The following is a 17,076-nucleotide window of genomic DNA, read 5'->3' as shown; positions in this document are numbered from 1 at the left end:
CGGATCGAACGACTTCAACGAAAGATGACTGTCATGACCGAGAGCACCACCATCCGCTGGGAGCAGGACGACACCGGTGTCGTCACCCTCGTCCTGGACGACCCGAGCCAGTCCGCGAACACCATGAACCAGGCGTTCCGCGACTCCCTGGCCGTCGTCGCCGACCGCCTGGAGGCAGAGAAGGACTCCGTCCGCGGCATCATCCTCACCTCGGCGAAGAAGACCTTCTTCGCGGGTGGCGACCTGCGCGACCTGATCCGGGTCACCCCCGAGACCGCGCAGGAGGTGTTCGACGGCGGCCTCGCCGTCAAGCGTGACCTGCGCCGCATCGAGACCCTCGGCAAGCCGGTCGTCGCGGCGATCAACGGCGCGGCCCTGGGCGGCGGTTACGAGATCGCCCTCGCCTGCCACCACCGTGTCGCCCTCGACGCGCCCGGCTCGAAGATCGGCTGCCCCGAGGTCACCCTGGGCCTGCTCCCCGGGGGCGGCGGCGTGGTCCGCACCGTACGCCTGCTCGGCATCGCCGACGCGCTCCTGAAGGTCCTGCTCCAGGGCACCCAGTACAGCCCGCGGCGCGCGCTGGAGAACGGCCTGGTCCACGACGTGGCCGCCACCCCCGAGGAACTCCTCGCCAAGGCCCGTGCCTTCATCGACGCCAACCCCGAGTCGCAGCAGCCCTGGGACAGGCCCGGCTACCGGATCCCCGGTGGCACACCGGCCAACCCGAAGTTCGCGGCGAACCTCCCCGCCTTCCCCGCCACCCTGCGCAAGCAGACGGGCGGCGCCCCCTACCCCGCCCCCCGGGGCATCCTCGCCGCGGCCGTCGAAGGGGCCCAGGTCGACTTCGAGACCGCCCAGGTCATCGAGGCCCGCTACTTCGTCGAACTGGCCGCCGGCCAGACCTCGAAGAACATGATCCAGGCGTTCTTCTTCGACCTCCAGGCCGTCAACTCCGGCGCCAACCGCCCGCAGGGCATCGAGCCCCGCAAGGTCCGCAAGGCGGCCGTCCTCGGCGCCGGGATGATGGGCGCGGGCATCGCCTACTCCTGCGCCCGCGCGGGGATCGAGGTCGTCCTGAAGGACGTGTCCCTGGAGGCGGCGGTCAAGGGCAAGGGCTACTCCGCGAAGCTGTGCGCCAAGGCCGTGACGAAGGGCCGTATCACACAGGACAAGGCGGACGCCCTGCTGGCGCGCATCACGCCGACCGCCGACGCGGCCGACCTGGCCGGCTGCGACGCGGTGATCGAGGCCGTCTTCGAGGACCCGGCGCTCAAGCACAAGGTGTTCCAGGAGATCGAGCACGTCGTCGCCCCGGACGCGCTGCTGTGCTCCAACACCTCCACCCTGCCCATCACCGTGCTCGCCGAGGGCGTCGAACGCCAGGGCGACTTCATCGGCCTGCACTTCTTCTCTCCCGTCGACAAGATGCCCCTGGTGGAGATCATCAAGGGCGAGCGGACCGGCGACGAGGCCCTCGCGCGCGCCTTCGACCTGGTCCGGCAGATCAACAAGACGCCGATCGTCGTCAACGACTCGCGCGGCTTCTTCACCTCACGGGTCATCGGCCACTTCATCAACGAGGGCGTGGCGATGGTCGCGGAGGGCATCGAGCCCGCCTCCGTCGAGCAGGCCGCAGCGCAGGCCGGCTACCCGGCCAAGGTGCTGTCCCTGATGGACGAGCTGACCCTCACCCTGCCGCGCAAGATCCGTAACGCGGCGAAGCGGGCGGTGGAGGAGGCGGGCGGCACATGGACGGCACATCCCGCCGAGGCGGTCATCGACCGCATGGTCGACGAGTTCGGCCGTACGGGCCGCAGCGGCGGCGCGGGCTTCTACGAGTACGGGGAGGACGGGAAGCGGGCCGGGCTGTGGCCGGGGCTGCGGGAGCACTTCACGCGCGAGGGCGCCGGCATCCCGTTCGAGGACATGCAGGAACGCATGCTCTTCGCCGAGGCGCTGGACACCGTCCGCCTGCTGGAGGAGGGCGTCCTCACCTCGGTCGCGGACGCCAACATCGGCTCGATCCTCGGCATCGGCTTCCCCGGCTGGACCGGCGGTGTGCTGCAGTACATCAACGGTTACGAAGGCGGCCTGCCCGGATTCGTGGCACGCGCGCGTGAGCTCGCCGAGCGCTACGGCGAACGGTTCACCCCGCCCGCGTTGCTGGTGGCCAAGGCGGAGAAGGGCGAGCGGTTCACCGACCAGGCCCGCTCATGACCGGGTGAGCCACTCTCCCAGCTCTTCCCGCAGTGACCGCTGGAACGTCGTCAGCAGCGCCTGCACCACCAGGGGATGCATGTGCGCGGACAGGGACTTCACGTCCCGGGCGGCGCGTTCGGCGACCTCGCCGCGGAAGAGCCGTGAGAGCTCGTGGGCGGCGGCGCGCGAGTGCTCGACGAGTACCTCGCGCGCCGCGACGATCGCCTCCTGGGACAGCGGTACGTCCAGGAGCTGGACGCCGAGCCGAAGCAGCCCGGTGTCGAACCGGAACGTTTCCGCGTCGTCGGCCCGGACGACGCTCATGGCCGTCAGCCGCGCCAGATCCTCGTCCGTCAGCGGCCGTCCCGCCCGCCGTTCGAGCTCTCCCCGGGACACCGTCTCCTCCGTGTCCGGCGCCCAGGACGCCACCACCGCGCGGTGGATGGCCAGGTCGTGCGGGGTGAGGTCCGGTGGCAGCTGCCGCAGGTACCGTTCGATCGCGGCCAGGGTCATGCCCTGCTGCTGCAGTTCCTCGATCAGGGCCAGGCGTGCCAGGTGCCCGGGCCCGTAGCGGCCCACCCGGCGCGGGCCGATCACCGGCGGCGGCAGCAGCCCCCTGGTGGCGTAGAAGCGGACCGTGCGCACCGTGACGCCCGCCCGGGCGGCCAGCTCGTCGATGGTGAGGGCCGGCTCGCCGGCGTCGGCACCGGCGTCCGTCTCGGCGTGGGTCGTCATGTTGAGCAGTATCGCTGTCTCACCACTGCTGTGAAACATGTGGTGAGCCATGTGGTGACCCTGTGAGAGCTGCCGCCCTGTGAGATGGGCCACCGCATATCGGGTGGACCGGTGGGAAGCAGCAGCGTTGGTCTGTGCCGCGACACGAGGGTGGTGCGGGCCGAAGTCACATTCGGACACCCGGGTCACGACTCCCGGGGGCACCAGAAAGTGGAACCACCCGTGAGCAAGGACGCCGTCCATTCGGCACAGGTCGCCGACCATCCCAGGGCGACCGGGACACCCGCGGACGCGGGTGACGCCGGTTACAGCAAGGACCTCAAGCACCGCCACGTCAACATGATCGCCATCGGCGGCGCCATCGGCACCGGACTCTTCCTGGGCGCCGGCGGCCGCCTGCACAACGCGGGCCCCGCGCTCGCCCTGGCCTACCTGGTCTGCGGCGTGTTCGCCTTCTTCGTCGTACGGGCCCTGGGGGAGCTGGTGCTCTACCGGCCCTCTTCCGGTTCGTTCGTGTCGTACGCGCGCGAGTTCCTCGGCGAGAAGGGCGCCTACGTCGCCGGCTGGATGTACTTCCTGAACTGGTCGACCACCGGCATCGCCGACATCACCGCGATCGCGTTGTACACGCACTACTGGAGCATGTTCACGTCGATTCCACAGTGGGTGCTCGCCCTGATCGCGCTCGCGGTGGTGCTGGCGGTGAACCTGATCTCGGTGAAGATCTTCGGCGAGATGGAGTTCTGGTTCTCGATCATCAAGGTCGCCACCCTCGTCACCTTCATGCTGATCGGCATCTTCCTGCTGGTCACCCAGCACCCCGTCGACGGCCGGACCCCGGGCGTGGGCGTGATCACGGACAACGGCGGAGTCCTGCCGCACGGCCTGATGCCGGTCGTCCTCGTCATGCAGGGCGTGATCTTCGCGTACGCCGCGCTGGAGCTCGTCGGCGTCGCCGCGGGCGAGACCGCCGAGCCGGCGAAGGTCGTCCCGCGCGCGGTGAACTCGATCATGTGGCGGGTGGGCCTGTTCTACGTGGGCTCGGTCGTCCTGCTGGCCCTGCTGCTGCCGGGTTCGGTGTACTCCGGCGACGAGAGCCCCTTCGTGACCGTGCTGTCGAAGATCGGCGTCTCGGGCGCGGGCGACGTGATGAACCTGGTCGTGCTCACCGCCGCCATGTCCTCGCTGAACTCCGGCCTGTACTCCACCGGCCGCATCCTGCGCTCCATGGCGATGGCCGGTTCGGCGCCGAAGTTCACCGCCCGGATGAACCGCAGCCAGGTCCCCTACGGCGGCATCCTGCTGACCTGCGCCGTGTGCGTGGCCGGTGTCGTCCTGAACTACCTGGTGCCGAGCCAGGCCTTCGAGATCGTGCTGAACGTCGCCTCCCTCGGCATCATCAGCACCTGGGTCATCATCATGGTCAGCCACCTGGTCTTCGTCCGGCGGGCCAGGGAGGGCGAGGTCACCCGGCCGTCCTTCCGGCTGCCGTTCAGCCCCGTCACCGAGATCACCACGGTCGTCTTCCTGCTGGCCTGCCTCGGCATGATGTGGAACGACCCCGAGGTCGGCCGCAAGACCCTGCTGCTGATCCCGCTGATCGCCGTGGCCCTGGTCGGCGGCTGGTTCGGGGTGCGCCGCAGGGTTGCGCGGACGGCCGAGGGCGAGCCGGCCCGGTCCCCGCAGTAGCGGGTCACGGCCACTGTCAGTGGCGGTCTCTACGGTGGTGTCATGTCGGGGGATCAGGTATGTCCGGGGTGACGCCGCCCTGCCGTCGGCCAAGGGCGTCAAGGTGATCGCCCATGTCTGCAACCACGTCGGGGCGGTGGGGCAGGGGCTTCGTGCCGGCCCTCTCCCGCCGCTGGCCGGAACCGGAGGCGGCGTACCGCGCCTGGCACCGCGACCACGCGTCGAACGACTTCGGCCCGGGTGCGGTCCAGTTCGTCCGTGTCGAGCGGTACGTGTGAGTGGCCAGCATGATCGGCCGGCGGGGCATACGGACGGGGAGCAAGGGCGTCCCGGTGCGCTACGAGGCGATCGACACGGCCCTGGGCCGCCTCGCGGACGAGGCGGCCGGACTCGGCGCGTCCGTGCACATGCCCCGCATGGGCTGCGGCCTCGCGGGCGGGAAGTGGCCCCGGATCGAGCCGCTGATCAGCGAGCGGCTGGTGAAGCGGGACATCGCGGTGACGGTGTACGACCACGGCGAGGCTCCGGGCTGAGCAGCGGGGCCGCCGTCCCGGCCCTCGGCGGCCCGTCCCCGCCTTCGTGACCCCGGTTGGTCCGGGGCCGGCCCCGCCCGCGGCGAGAACGGCCCCGGCCGGGGGGCGGCGCAGGCTCCCGCCCCCCGGCCAGGAGCGCATCAGCGCCCGTGGACGTCGTTCGTCGCCTCGATCTTCTTCCACGACTTCGGCTGTGCGGGCGCCGCCGGCTTCGCGATCGACGCGGTGCGCGCCGCGGCCGCGGCCGGCTTCGACGGCTGGAACAGCCAGGTGTCGAAGAGCGCCGCGAGGGGCTTGCCGGAGACCCGCTCGGCGTACTTCTGGAAGTCGGCCACCGAGGCGTTGCCGTACGCGTGCTCCTTCGGCCAGCCCTTGAGGATGGCGAAGAACGCGTCGTCGCCGACCTCGTTGCGAAGCGCCTGGACGGCGACGGCGCCCCGGTCGTAGACCGCGGTGTCGAACTGGTTGTCCGGACCCGGGTCGCCCGGCGCCACCGTCCAGAACGGGTCGTCGGCCGGGTGCGAGGCGTAGACGTAGTCCGCCAGCTCCTGCGTGGTGCCCTCGCCCTCGTGCTCGGACCACAGCCACTGCGCGTACCGCGCGAAGCCCTCGTTGATCCAGATGTCCTTCCAGCCCTTCAGCGACACGTCGTCGCCGTACCACTGGTGCGCCAGTTCGTGCACCACCACCGAGGTGTTGGAGCCGTTTGCGAACTGCTTCGGGCTGTAGTAGACGCGGGTCTGCGTCTCCAGCGCGTACCCGGTGGTGGTGTTCGGCACGTAACCGCCCGCCGAGGCGAACGGGTAGGGCCCGAAGTAGCCGCTGAGCCAGTCCACCAGCTCACCGGTCCGTTCCACGCTCGCCCGCGCCGCCCCGTCGTTGTCACCGAGGTCCTTGCTGTAGGCGTTGACGACGGGGACACCGCCCTCGGAGGTGCTGGTCGTGATGTCGAACTTCCCGACCGCGAGGGTGGCCAGGTACGTCGCCTGCGGCTTGTTCTGCCGCCAGTTGTACCGGGTCCAGCCGAGCTTGGAACTCGTCGACTGGAGCGTGCCGTTGGAGATCGCCTGGGTACCGTCCGGCACCGCCACCGACACGTCGTAGGTGGCCTTGTCCAGCGGATGGTCGTTGCTGGGGAACCACCACCAGGCTGCCTCGGGTTCGTCCGCCGCCACGGCACCGTCCGGGGTGCGGTGCCAGGTCGAGAACCCGTAGGCGCTCTTCGTCGACGGCACCCCGCTGTAGCGGACCACGACCGTGATCGGCGTGCCCTTCGCCAGCGGTGTCTTCGGGGTGACCTCCAGCTCGTGCTGGCCGGAGGTGGCGAAGGCCGCCTTGGCGCCGTTGACCCGGACCTCGCTCACGTCCAGCAGGAAGTCCAGGTCGAACCTGGACAGGTCCTCGGTGGTCCGCGCCAGGATGGTCGCCGTGCCCTCCAACTCGTCCGTCGCGGGCTGGTACCGCAGCCTCAGGTCGTAGTGGGAGACGTCGTAACCGCCGTTGCCGTAGTACGGGTAGTAGGGGTCGCCGATGCCGGGCGCGCCGGGGGCGTAGCTCGCGGCCGATGCCGGGATCGCCAGCAGCAGGGAGGCCGCCGCGAGTACGCCCGGGGCGAGGATTCTGCGGTGCACGTCAGCTCCAAGTCGTAGGGTGACGACAGGTCTGTCCGGAGCCTATTCAGCCCCTGTGGCCCCTGACGTGTCCACAGCACCCCTTGTCACACGATCGCCATTCGGCCGTCACGATGCTTACGACCACTCAGATGCACCCTTCTGTGCGGCAGTTGACCGGGGTACCGTCCGCGCATGCCGAAACGCACGCGCTTCACGATCTGGAGAACGTTCGCGACAGCGGCCGTCGCCGTCCTCATGGCCGCCTTCCTCACCCCGGCCGGGGCCCAGGCCGCCCGGGCACCGAAGGAGAGCCGGCCGGTCTACTCCTACGCCGACGCCGTCCGTGAGTCCGTCTGGGTCGACACCGGCCTCGACGGCGACGGCGACGGGAGGACCGACCGCGTCGCCGCCGACATCGTCCGCCCCCGGGAGGCGGCACAGCAGCACCGCAAGGTGCCCGTCATCATGGACGCCAGCCCGTACTACTCCTGCTGCGGCCGCGGCAACGAGAGCCAGACGAAGACATACGACGCGAGCGGCCACGTCGTGCGGATGCCGCTGTTCTACGACAACTACTTCGTGCCGCGCGGCTACGCCTTCGTAGGCGTCGACCTGGCCGGAACCAACCGCTCCGACGGCTGCGTCGACATCGGCGGCCGCAGCGACATCCAGTCCGCGAAGGCCGTCGTCGACTGGCTGAACGGCCGCGCCCGCGCCTACACCAGCCGCACCGGTACCGCCACGGTCAAGGCGGCCTGGACCAACGGCCGCACCGGAATGATCGGCAAGAGCTGGGACGGCACCATCGCCAACGGCGTGGCCGCCACCGGCGTCAAGGGCCTGCGGACGATCGTGCCGATCAGCGCGATCTCCTCCTGGTACGACTACTACTTCGCCAAGGGCGCCCCGCTGTACGACTCCGGCCCCGACCAGCTGTCCGACGCGGTGGAGAGCGACGGCGCCCACGCCAAGTGCGCCGCGGTGCAGCACAAGCTCGTCCACGGCGCCCCACGCACCGGCGACTGGACCTCCCTGTGGACCGAGCGGGACTACGTCAAGGACGCGGCCAAGGTGCGGGCGAGCGTGTTCCTCGTACACGGTATGCAGGATCTCAACGTCCGTACCAAGCACTTCGGCCAGTGGTGGGACGCCCTCGCCAGGCACGGCGTCGAGCGCAAGATCTGGCTCTCCCAGACCGGCCACGTCGACCCCTTCGACTACCGGCGCGCCGACTGGGTCGAGACCCTGCACCGCTGGTTCGACCACGAACTCCTCGGCTACGCCAACGGCATCGACCGCGAGCCGATGGCGGACATCGAGCGCCACCCCGACCAGTGGGTCACCTCCAAGGCCTGGCCGCCGCGCACGACTCAGGCCACCACCCTGCGCCCAACCCCCGGCTCCCAGGCGGGCGTCGGCACCCTCGGCCTGCGCAAGGGCTCCGGCACCGAGACCTTCACCGACGACCCGCGGCTGAGCGAGACCGACTGGGCCGCCCGGATCACCGAGCCGAGCCCCGAGAAGGCCGGTTTCCTCACCGAACCGCTCACCCGCGACCTGCGTCTGTCCGGATCGTCCGAGGTCACCGTCACCGCCACGCCGACCACCTCGACGGCCCACCTGTCCGCCGTCCTCGTCGACATCGGCCCCGACACCATCCGGGACTACGCCGACGCGGCCGAGGGCATCACCACGCTCACGAACCGCACCTGCTGGGGCGAGAGCACCGCCGGGGACAGCGCCTGCTTCAAGGCGACACGGGCGAAGACGGTGTCCGTCGGCTACACGGTCCTCAGCCGCGGCTGGGCCGACCTCGGCAACTACGCCTCCGACCTGAAGGGCCGTCCGCTCACCCCGGGCAAGGCGTACACCATCACCCTCGACCTCGCCGCCACCGACCACGTCGTGCCCGAGGGGCACCGCCTGGCGCTGATCGTCGCGGGCACGGACAAGGACCTCATCGACCCTCCGTCCACCACCCCGGCCCTCACCGTGGACCTGGCCCGTACGTCGGCCAGGGTGCCCCTGGTGGGCGGCGCCGCCGCGTTCGCCCGCGCCACCTCGGGCGGCACGTCCGCCTTGCCCGGGGCCACCGTCCTGGACGGCGTGCGGGCGCCGCGCACCGTCCGGCACCTGCCGGGAAGCTGACCGGCCCGGGCGGCCCGGCCGATCGTCCCGCTCCTGGCCGCGGTCGAGCACGCCCTCGACCGCGGCCCCGCTCGAGCCCTCGAACCCGGACGGCACCGCATCGCGCCGGAGCCCAAGGCGGTCAGCAGCCGGGCCTTCGTGGTCGCCCGGGCCTGAGGGAGCGTGCTGGTGGCGGCGGTGACGCGCTGAGGAACCCGGCTGAGCGAGGGGCGGCCCGGCCGTTAGGATCGGCGCCTGATGACTGCCACCCTCGTCGCCAAGAACCTCGCCGCCGGCCACGGCGACCGCTCGCTCTTCTCCGGCCTCGACCTCGTCGTGGCCCCCGGGGACGTGATCGGGCTGGTCGGTGCCAACGGCGCGGGCAAGTCCACGCTGCTGAGGATGCTCGCCGGACTGGCCGCGCCGGAGGAGGGCGAGCTCAGGCTCTCCCCGCCGACCGCGACCGTCGGACACCTCCCGCAGGAGCCGGAACGCCGGCCCGGCGAGACGGTGCGGGAGTTCCTGGCCCGCCGCACCGGCGTCGCCGAGGCCCAGCACACCATGGACCAGGCCACCGAGGCACTGGTCGAGGGCGCCCCCGGGGCCGACGACGCCTACGCGGCGAGCCTGGAGCGCTGGCTCGGCCTCGGCGGCGCCGACCTGGAGGAGCGGGCGGAGGAGGTCGCCGACTCCCTCGGCCTCGCCGTCGACCTGGACCAGCCGATGACCTCCCTCTCCGGCGGTCAGGCGGCCCGGGCCGGCCTCGCCTCGCTGCTCCTCTCCCGCTACGACGTCTTCCTGCTCGACGAACCCACCAACGACCTCGACCTCGACGGCCTGGAGCGCCTCGAACGCTTCGTCACCGGTCTGCGCGCCGGCACCGTCGTCGTCAGCCACGACCGCGAGTTCCTCGCCCGAACCGTCACCAAGGTCCTCGAACTCGACCTCGCGCAGCGGCAGATCAACCTCTACGGCGGCGGTTACGAGGGCTACCTGGAGGAACGCGAGACGGCCCGCAGGCACGCCCGGGAGGACTACGAGGAGTACGCCGACAAGAAGGCGGCCCTCCAGGACCGGGCGCAGACGCAGCGCGCCTGGATGGACAAGGGCGTGAAGAACGCGCGCCGCAAGGCGGGCAACGACAACGACAAGATCGGCCGCAAGTTCCGCAGCGAGGCCAGTGAGAAGCAGGCCGCGAAGGCCCGCCAGACCCAGCGCATGATCGAGCGCCTCGAGGTCGTCGAGGAACCCCGCAAGGAGTGGGAACTGCGCATGGAGATCGCCGCGGCCCCGCGCTCCGGCGCGGTCGTGGCCACCCTGCGGGACGCGGAGGTACGCCGCGGGGACTTCACCTTCGGCCCGGTCTCCCTGCAGATCGACTGGGCCGACCGGGTCGCGGTCACCGGGGTGAACGGTGCGGGCAAGTCGACCCTGCTCGGCGCGCTGCTCGGCCGGGTCCCCCTGGACGCCGGGCACGCCGCGCTCGGCTCGGGCGTCCTGGTCGGCGAGGTCGACCAGGCCCGCGGGCTGTTCCACGGCCCCCAGACCCTGCTGGACGCCCTCTGCGCGGCCGTCCCCGACACCGAACCGGTCGAGGTGCGCACCCTGCTCGCCAAGTTCGGCCTGAAGTCGGACCATGTCCTGCGCCCTGCCGCGAGCCTCTCACCGGGCGAACGCACCCGGGCCGCGCTGGCCCTGCTCCAGGGCCGCGGCGTCAACCTCCTCGTCCTGGACGAGCCGACCAACCACCTCGACCTGCCCGCCATCGAACAACTCGAGTCGGCCCTCGACGCCTACGAGGGCACCCTCCTGCTGGTCACCCACGACCGGCGGATGCTCGACGCGGTACGGGTGACCCGCCGCCTGGAGGTCGCGGCCGGCAAGGTGTCCGAGCGCTGACCGACCGGTGGCCGCACCGGGATCGCGTCCGCATGAACGGCTCCGGCCGGTCGCCGCAGTGACCGAGCCACGTTCCCGCCAGGGGCCGTACGCACGGCCGGCCCCGCCGCGCGGTGGGACGACGAGGGCGGTGCGGGGCCGGGCGCCCCCTGGCGGGAGAGTCCGGCCCCGGATGCTCAGCGCCGCCCGCTCTTCGGGTCGAGCAGCCCCGCGCGCCGCAGCGCGTCCGCCATCGCGCTGTTCGCGGGCGGGGGAGCCTGACGGGAGCCGCCGCCCTGACCGCCGCGGGGCTGGCGCTGCTGCGGCGGGCGTCCGCCCCGCTGCCGCCGCTCGCCGCCGCCCTGCTGGCGCTCCTGCGGGGCCGCCTCGTCGTCCAGGCGCAGGGTGAGCGAGATCCGCTTGCGCGGGATGTCCACGTCGAGGACCTTCACCTTGACGATGTCCCCGGGCTTCACGACATCCCGCGGGTCCTTCACGAAGGTTTTCGACATCGCGGAGACGTGCACCAGGCCGTCCTGGTGGACGCCGACGTCGACGAACGCCCCGAAGGCCGCCACGTTCGTCACGACGCCCTCCAGGACCATCCCGGAGGACAGGTCGGAGATCTTCTCCACACCTTCCTTGAAGGTGGCCGTCTTGAAGGCCGGACGCGGGTCACGCCCCGGCTTCTCCAGCTCCTTCAGGATGTCGGTGACGGTCGGCAGACCGAAGGTGTCGTCGACGAAGTCGGCCGGCCGCAGCGACCGCAGCACGCCGGTGTTGCCGACGAGGGAGGCGACCTCCTGCCCCGTCGTCTTCACCATGCGGCGCACGACCGGGTAGGCCTCCGGGTGCACGCTGGAGGCGTCCAGCGGGTCGTCGCCGCCCCGGATACGGAGGAAGCCCGCGCACTGCTCGTACGCCTTCGGGCCCAGCCGCGCCACCTTCTTGAGCTCCGAGCGGGACTTGAACGGCCCGTTCGCGTCCCGGTGCGCCACGATGTTCTCGGCGAGGCCGGAGGTGACCCCGGACACCCGCGCGAGCAGCGGTACGGAAGCGGTGTTGACGTCCACACCGACACCGTTCACACAGTCCTCGACCACCGCGTCCAGCGAGCGGGACAGTTTCACCTCGGACAGGTCGTGCTGGTACTGGCCGACACCGATCGACTTGGGATCGATCTTGACCAGTTCGGCCAGCGGGTCCTGCAGCCGGCGCGCGATGGAGACGGCGCCGCGCAGGGACACGTCCATGTCGGGCAGCTCCTGCGAGGCGAACGCCGACGCCGAGTACACGGACGCGCCCGCCTCGGACACCATCACCTTGGTGAGCTTCAGCTCGGGGTGCTTGGCGATGAGCTCCCCGGCGAGCTTGTCGGTCTCCCGGGACGCCGTGCCGTTGCCGATCGCGACCAGCTCGACCGCGTGCTCCTTCGCCAGCCGGGCGAGCTTCGCGAGGGCCTCGTCCCACTTGTTGGCCGGGACGTGCGGGTAGATCACATCGGTGGCCACCACCTTGCCGGTCGCGTCGACCACGGCCACCTTCACGCCCGTACGGAACCCCGGGTCCAGGCCCAGCGTCGCGCGGGTGCCCGCCGGCGCGGCGAGCAGCAGGTCGCGCAGGTTGGCCGCGAACACGTTCACCGCCTCGTCCTCGGCGGCCGTGCGCAGCCTCAGGCGCAGATCGATGCCGAGGTGCACGAGAATGCGGGTGCGCCAGGCCCAGCGGACCGTGTCGCTCAGCCACTTGTCGCCGGGGCGGCCCCGGTCGGCGATGCCGAAGCGGTGGGCGACGATCCCCTCGTACGACGAGGGGCCGTCCGTCTGCTCCTCCGGCTCCAGGACGAGATCCAGGACCTCCTCCTTCTCGCCGCGCAGCATGGCGAGGATCCGGTGCGAGGGCAGCTCGGTGAAGGGCTCGGCGAAGTCGAAGTAGTCGGCGAACTTCGCCCCCGCCTCCTCCTTGCCCTCCCGCACCTTGGCGGCGAGCCGGCCGCGCACCCACATCCGCTCACGCAGCTCACCGATCAGGTCGGCGTCCTCGGAGAACCGCTCGGTGAGGATCGCGCGGGCGCCGTCGAGGGCCGCCTGCGGGTCGGCGACGCCCTTGTCGGCGTCGACGAACGCGGCGGCCGCCGCGAGCGGCTCCACCGTCGGGTCACCGAGCAGCCCCTCGGCGAGCGGCTCGAGTCCGGCCTCGCGGGCGATCTGCGCCTTGGTGCGCCGCTTGGGCTTGTAGGGGAGGTAGATGTCCTCCAGACGTGCCTTGGTCTCGGCGCCCCGGATCCGGGCCTGAAGCTCCTCGGTGAGCTTGCCCTGCTCGCGCACCGACTCCAGGATCGCCGTCCGCCGCTCCTCGAGCTCCCGCAGATAGCGCAGCCGCTCCTCGATCGTGCGCAGCTGCGCGTCGTCGAGCATCTCGGTCGCTTCCTTGCGGTAGCGGGCGATGAAGGGCACCGTCGAACCGCCGTCCAGCAGTTCGACCGCGGCCTTCACCTGCCGCTCCCGTACGCCGAGCTCCTCGGCGATCCTGCCTTCGATGGATCCTGCTTCGATGGATCCGGGTGTCGTCACGATCCCGTACCGCCTTCTCCACTGAGGTTGCGCGGCAATTGTGGCAGGTCGCACCGACAACCGGGGATCAGGGCGGCATCCCGGCGGGGCGCCGGGCCTGTTGTCAGGCCCGGCCGCCGCGCGCGGAGGCGGAGGCGCCGCCGAAGAGCCGGGCCAGGGCCCGGAACGGCAGCGTCACCACCGTGGCGATCGCCCCGCCGATCTGGCGCAGTACGTCTGCGATGGCACGGAACACGGTCAGCTCCTTTCCTCGTGCCGGCCGCTCCGGCCGGCAGGGAACGGGTACCTCACCCGTACCGACGCATGCAGGGATGATCAGTGAGAGGAGGGCGCGCTCCAGGTGAAGCGCGGTGCCCGGCGCTCCAGGAAGGCGCGGACGCCCTCCGCGGTCTCCCCGCTGCCGCGCATCTGCCCGGTCCAGTACGCGTCGCGGTCCGTGCGGCCGTCCGCGAACTCCTTCGCCGCGGCCTGCGTCAGCTGCGAGCGGGTGACCAGGATCCTGGTGAACTCCGCGACCCGCTTGCCCAGTTCCCCCTCGGGCAGCACCTCGTCGAGGAAGCCCGTGCGCAGTGCACGCGCCGTGTCGATCAACTCGCCGGAGAACAGCAGGTACTTCGCGGTGGCCGGCCCCACCAGTGACACCAGCCGCCGGGTGGCGGACGCCGGATAGACGATGCCGAGTTTCGCGGGCGTCACCCCGAACAGCGCGCCCTCCTCGGCGAACCGCAGGTCGCAGGCCGCCGCCAGTTGCGCCCCGCCGCCCACGCAGTGCCCGCGGACGGCCGCCAGCGTCGGCTTCGGGAACGCCGCGAGGGCCTCCTCGGCGCGGACGGCGAGCCCCTGCGCCTCCTCGGGTGCATCGCGCAGGGTCGAGATGCCGGCCCCGGCGCAGAAGGTGCCGCCCTCGCCGGTGAGCACCAGCGCCCGCACGGCCGGATCGGCGGCCAGCGCGTCCAGCAGCTCGGGCAGCGCCCGCCACATCGCGGCCGTCATGGCGTTGCGCTTGGCGGGGTGGTGGACGACGACGGTGGCGACCGAGTCGGTCACGTCGTGCAGCAGCTGGGGCTCCATGAGCCGGATGCTATCCGGCTCTCCTGACACGTTCGTCGGCATGGTCACCGACGACACCGACGAACATGTCAAACCCGGACAGCACCAGTGGTGAAACGGTCGGGAAGCAACTGAAATCCGCTGACTTCTTTTCAGTTCCGCGGGTCGGCGTGGATCCCTGCCGACACTCGACGTGTGGTGACAATCGAGCGCGAGGGTGGCGACCGGACGATGGAGAACCACGGGCGTGGGGCGGCCCCGCGCCCAGAGGGAGGCGACCGGCGAGAGCCGGACCCACTGCCGTACGAAGGAGTGTGGCGGTTCACCGCCCCCGCCGTCGACGCCTCGGTCCCACAGGCGCGGCACGCCGTACGGGACCTGCTCCACCGCCAGGGCGTGCCGGCCGCGGACGACACGGTCCACGGGCTGCTGCTGATCGTCTCCGAACTGGTCACCAACGCGGTCAAGCACGCGGCGCTGCTGTCGCCGACGCTCGCCGTGGAGGTCGCCGTCGGCGCCGACTGGGTGCGGGTGTCGGTGGAGGACAACCACCCCTACCGCCCCACCGCCCTGGAGGCCGACCACGGGCAGACCGGCGGCCGGGGCCTGCTCCTGGTCCGCGAGGTGGCCGCGGAGGCCGGGGGGATGGTCGACATGGAGCACACGGCGGGCGGCGGCAAGGTGATCTGGGTCGCTCTGCCGCTCAAACCCGCACGGCTCCCGTGAACCGCCTCACCACCCGGCGGACTGGCCCGTCAGCTCCCTGATCGCCGGGCGTGCCGCGTCCAGCACGGTCATGAACCAGGACGAGAAGGTGTCGGCCGCGTGCCGCTCCTTCAGTTCGGCGGGTGTCACGAAGGCGGTCGCGCCGACCTCCTGCGGATCCGGCGCGGGCGGGGCCTGCACCAGGCCGACGAACAGGTGGTTGTACTCCTGCTCGACCAGGCCCGAGGCCGGGTCCGGGTGGTTGTAGCGGACCGTGCCCGCCTCGGCGAGCAGGGACGGGGAGACGCCCAGCTCCTCGTGTGTGCGCCGGGCCGCCGCCACGAAGGGCGCCTCACCGGGGTAGGGGTGGCCGCAGCAGGTGTTGGACCACACACCGGGGGAGTGGTACTTGCCGAGCGCCCGTCGCTGGAGCAGCAGCCGGCCGCGGGCGTCGAACAGGAAGACGGAGAAGGCGCGGTGCAGCTGTCCCGGCGGCTGGTGGGCGGCGAGCTTCTCCGCGGTGCCGATCGTCACGCCGTCCTCGTCGACCAGTTCCAGCAAAATCGCCTCTGCGGTGCCGTTCGACGAACTGTGCGTCGCGGTGGCAGGTGTGATCGGCATACCCATCCTTCGCCTCGGTCTTCGCACCTCAAGTCTGCCGCACGAATCCGGCACTCCCGTCACTTCCCGGCACGTCCGCATGTCCCGCGCGCGGCGCGGACCGCGGCCGCCCGGCCGGACACCGGGAAGCGAGACCCGGTAGGTGAGCTGCCCGACCGGGACGGCCGGGAACCGCCGGGGACGCCCGGAACAGGCGAACCCGGAGCGCGACGCACTGCCGCGCGCCTCCGGCGGCGCCCCCGGGCCGGCGGCTCCCGACGGCCCGCGGTCAGCGGCACGCCGCCCCAGCGGCACACCGTCAGTGGCACGTCATCGGCCGCACGCCGTCAGTGGCACAGCCGTGCCTCGTGCTCCGCATGACCGCTCGGCTCCAGCTGGAAGGTGCAGTGCTCCACATCGAAGTGGTCGCCCAGACAGCCCTGCAGCTCGTGCAGCATCTTCTCGTGCCCGATCGCGCTGAGCGCGTCCGAGCTCACGACCACGTGCGCGGAGAGCACCGGCAGCCCGGAGGTGATCGTCCAGGCGTGCAGGTCGTGCACGTCCTCCACGCCGTCCAGGGCCAGAAGGTGCGCCCGCACCTCCGCCATGTCGACGTCCTTCGGGGCCGCTTCCAGCAGCACGTCCAGGGTCTCGCGCAGCAGCTTGACGGTCCGCGGGACGATCATCAGCCCGATGACGAGCGAGGCGATCGGGTCGGCGGCCTGCCAGCCGGTGGTCAGGATCACGACCGCGGAGACGATCACCGCCACCGAGCCCAGCGCGTCCGCGGCCACCTCGAGGAACGCGCCGCGCACGTTCAGGCTCTCCTTCTGGCCCCGCATCAGCAGCATGAGCGAGATCGTGTTCGCGACCAGGCCGATCGCACCGAACACGATCATCAGCCCGCCCTCCGTGCCGGCCGGGGTGAAGAAGCGCTGGACGGCCTCGTACAGCACGTATCCGCCGACGCCGAGCAGGAGCAGGCAGTTCGCCAGGGCGGCGAGGATCTCGGCGCGGGCGTAACCGAACGTGCGGTTGGTGCTCGGCGGACGGGCCGCGAAGCGGATGGCGAGCAGCGCCATGCCCAGCCCCAGCGCGTCCGTGGCCATGTGCGCCGCGTCCGCGATGAGCGCCAGTGAGTCGGCGGCCAGACCGCCGGCGATCTCGAGCACCATGACGGCGAGGGTGATCGACAGCGTGACGCGCAGCGTGCCCCGGTACGCCGCGGCCGCCGTCCCGGTGGGCGGCGCGTGTGTGTGCGCATGCCCGTGGTCGTGCCCTGCACCCATGCCGTCCGCCCTTCCGCGTGCCGCCCGAGTTCACAGTGAACTACGGGGAGGGGGTATCGGGCAACGCGGCACTGAACACCGTTGT

The 17,076-nt window shown here is 71.5% G+C and carries 12 protein-coding genes and 1 pseudogene; 6 read left to right on the top strand and 7 right to left on the bottom strand.

Translation table 11 applies throughout. The annotated features are described in order from the left end of the window. Nucleotides 1-33: 33 nt before the first annotated feature. Entirely contained in the window at nt 34-2,217 is a 2,184-nt protein-coding gene (locus tag ACFY0F_RS22770; RefSeq protein WP_388797167.1) for a 3-hydroxyacyl-CoA dehydrogenase NAD-binding domain-containing protein, read from the top strand. Here ACFY0F_RS22770 and ACFY0F_RS22765 read toward each other — a convergent pair. After that, entirely contained in the window at nt 2,212-2,934 is a 723-nt protein-coding gene (locus tag ACFY0F_RS22765; RefSeq protein WP_388797164.1) for a MerR family transcriptional regulator, read from the bottom strand. The genes ACFY0F_RS22770 and ACFY0F_RS22765 overlap by 6 nt on opposite strands. A gap of 222 nt (nt 2,935-3,156) precedes the next feature. On the opposite strand from ACFY0F_RS22765, the gene ACFY0F_RS22760 reads away from it, so the two are divergent. Further along, nucleotides 3,157-4,623 (top strand): amino acid permease, encoded by a 1,467-nt coding sequence (locus ACFY0F_RS22760; RefSeq protein ID WP_388797161.1) that lies wholly within the window; start codon nt 3,157-3,159, stop codon nt 4,621-4,623. 37 nt (nt 4,624-4,660) lie between these two features. Continuing rightward, a pseudogene (locus tag ACFY0F_RS22755) lies at nt 4,661-5,156 on the top strand (Appr-1-p processing protein). Between the two features lie 140 nt (nt 5,157-5,296). Here the strand turns inward: ACFY0F_RS22755 and ACFY0F_RS22750 are convergent. Next, nucleotides 5,297-6,787, bottom strand: coding sequence for a M1 family metallopeptidase (locus ACFY0F_RS22750; RefSeq protein WP_388797158.1), 1,491 nt, complete (start codon nt 6,785-6,787; stop codon nt 5,297-5,299). 174 nt (nt 6,788-6,961) lie between these two features. Here ACFY0F_RS22750 and ACFY0F_RS22745 point away from each other — a divergent pair, with 174 nt between their 5' ends. Together ACFY0F_RS22745 and ACFY0F_RS22740 are read left to right on the top strand one after the other, a co-directional pair. Further along, entirely contained in the window at nt 6,962-8,917 is a 1,956-nt protein-coding gene (locus tag ACFY0F_RS22745) for a Xaa-Pro dipeptidyl-peptidase (protein WP_388797155.1), read from the top strand. Between the two features lie 237 nt (nt 8,918-9,154). Beyond that, on the top strand, nt 9,155-10,795 hold the full coding sequence (locus ACFY0F_RS22740) for an ABC-F family ATP-binding cassette domain-containing protein (protein ID WP_388797152.1): 1,641 nt from the start codon (nt 9,155-9,157) through the stop codon (nt 10,793-10,795). A gap of 176 nt (nt 10,796-10,971) precedes the next feature. Here ACFY0F_RS22740 and ACFY0F_RS22735 read toward each other — a convergent pair whose 3' ends face one another. The 3 genes from ACFY0F_RS22735 to ACFY0F_RS22725 form a co-directional block, all read right to left on the bottom strand. After that, nucleotides 10,972-13,347: a Tex family protein gene (locus ACFY0F_RS22735; RefSeq protein WP_388797149.1), complete on the bottom strand. Its 2,376-nt coding sequence runs from the start codon at nt 13,345-13,347 to the stop codon at nt 10,972-10,974. 103 nt (nt 13,348-13,450) lie between these two features. Next, complete coding sequence (locus ACFY0F_RS22730) at nt 13,451-13,582, bottom strand: LPFR motif small protein (protein WP_388797146.1); 132 nt, start codon at nt 13,580-13,582, stop codon at nt 13,451-13,453. An 80-nt stretch (nt 13,583-13,662) separates the two neighbouring features. After that, nucleotides 13,663-14,418, bottom strand: coding sequence for an enoyl-CoA hydratase/isomerase family protein (locus ACFY0F_RS22725; RefSeq protein WP_388797143.1), 756 nt, complete (start codon nt 14,416-14,418; stop codon nt 13,663-13,665). A 210-nt stretch (nt 14,419-14,628) separates the two neighbouring features. On the opposite strand from ACFY0F_RS22725, the gene ACFY0F_RS22720 reads away from it, so the two are divergent. Beyond that, on the top strand, nt 14,629-15,123 hold the full coding sequence (locus tag ACFY0F_RS22720) for an ATP-binding protein (protein WP_388797886.1): 495 nt from the start codon (nt 14,629-14,631) through the stop codon (nt 15,121-15,123). A 6-nt stretch (nt 15,124-15,129) separates the two neighbouring features. Here the strand turns inward: ACFY0F_RS22720 and idi are convergent, their stop codons facing one another. Then, the gene (idi, locus tag ACFY0F_RS22715; protein ID WP_388797140.1) at nt 15,130-15,723 is read right to left on the bottom strand and encodes an isopentenyl-diphosphate Delta-isomerase; all 594 of its coding nucleotides are present in this window, start codon (nt 15,721-15,723) and stop codon (nt 15,130-15,132) included. Between the two features lie 326 nt (nt 15,724-16,049). Further along, nucleotides 16,050-16,991 (bottom strand): cation diffusion facilitator family transporter, encoded by a 942-nt coding sequence (locus ACFY0F_RS22710; protein ID WP_388797137.1) that lies wholly within the window; start codon nt 16,989-16,991, stop codon nt 16,050-16,052. Nucleotides 16,992-17,076: the final 85 nt, after the last annotated feature.

The organism is Streptomyces sp. NPDC001544 (genome assembly GCF_042894285.1).
Lineage (GTDB): Bacteria > Actinomycetota > Actinomycetes > Streptomycetales > Streptomycetaceae > Streptomyces.
Note: the sequence above shows the minus strand (reverse complement) of the source record. Positions and strands in the feature narration are given on the sequence as shown.

Excerpts from the sequence above, each read along its gene's own strand:
- ACFY0F_RS22770 (WP_388797167.1), top strand. The coding sequence starts at position 34 with ATGACCGAGAGCACCACCATCCGCTGGGAGCAGGACGACACCGGTGTC.
- ACFY0F_RS22765 (WP_388797164.1), bottom strand. The coding sequence starts at position 2,934 with ATGACGACCCACGCCGAGACGGACGCCGGTGCCGACGCCGGCGAGCCG.
- ACFY0F_RS22745 (WP_388797155.1), top strand. The coding sequence starts at position 6,962 with ATGCCGAAACGCACGCGCTTCACGATCTGGAGAACGTTCGCGACAGCG.
- ACFY0F_RS22740 (WP_388797152.1), top strand. The coding sequence starts at position 9,155 with ATGACTGCCACCCTCGTCGCCAAGAACCTCGCCGCCGGCCACGGCGAC.
- ACFY0F_RS22725 (WP_388797143.1), bottom strand. The coding sequence starts at position 14,418 with ATGGAGCCCCAGCTGCTGCACGACGTGACCGACTCGGTCGCCACCGTC.
- ACFY0F_RS22720 (WP_388797886.1), top strand. The coding sequence starts at position 14,629 with ATGGAGAACCACGGGCGTGGGGCGGCCCCGCGCCCAGAGGGAGGCGAC.
- idi (WP_388797140.1), bottom strand. The coding sequence starts at position 15,723 with ATGCCGATCACACCTGCCACCGCGACGCACAGTTCGTCGAACGGCACC.
- ACFY0F_RS22710 (WP_388797137.1), bottom strand. The coding sequence starts at position 16,991 with ATGGGTGCAGGGCACGACCACGGGCATGCGCACACACACGCGCCGCCC.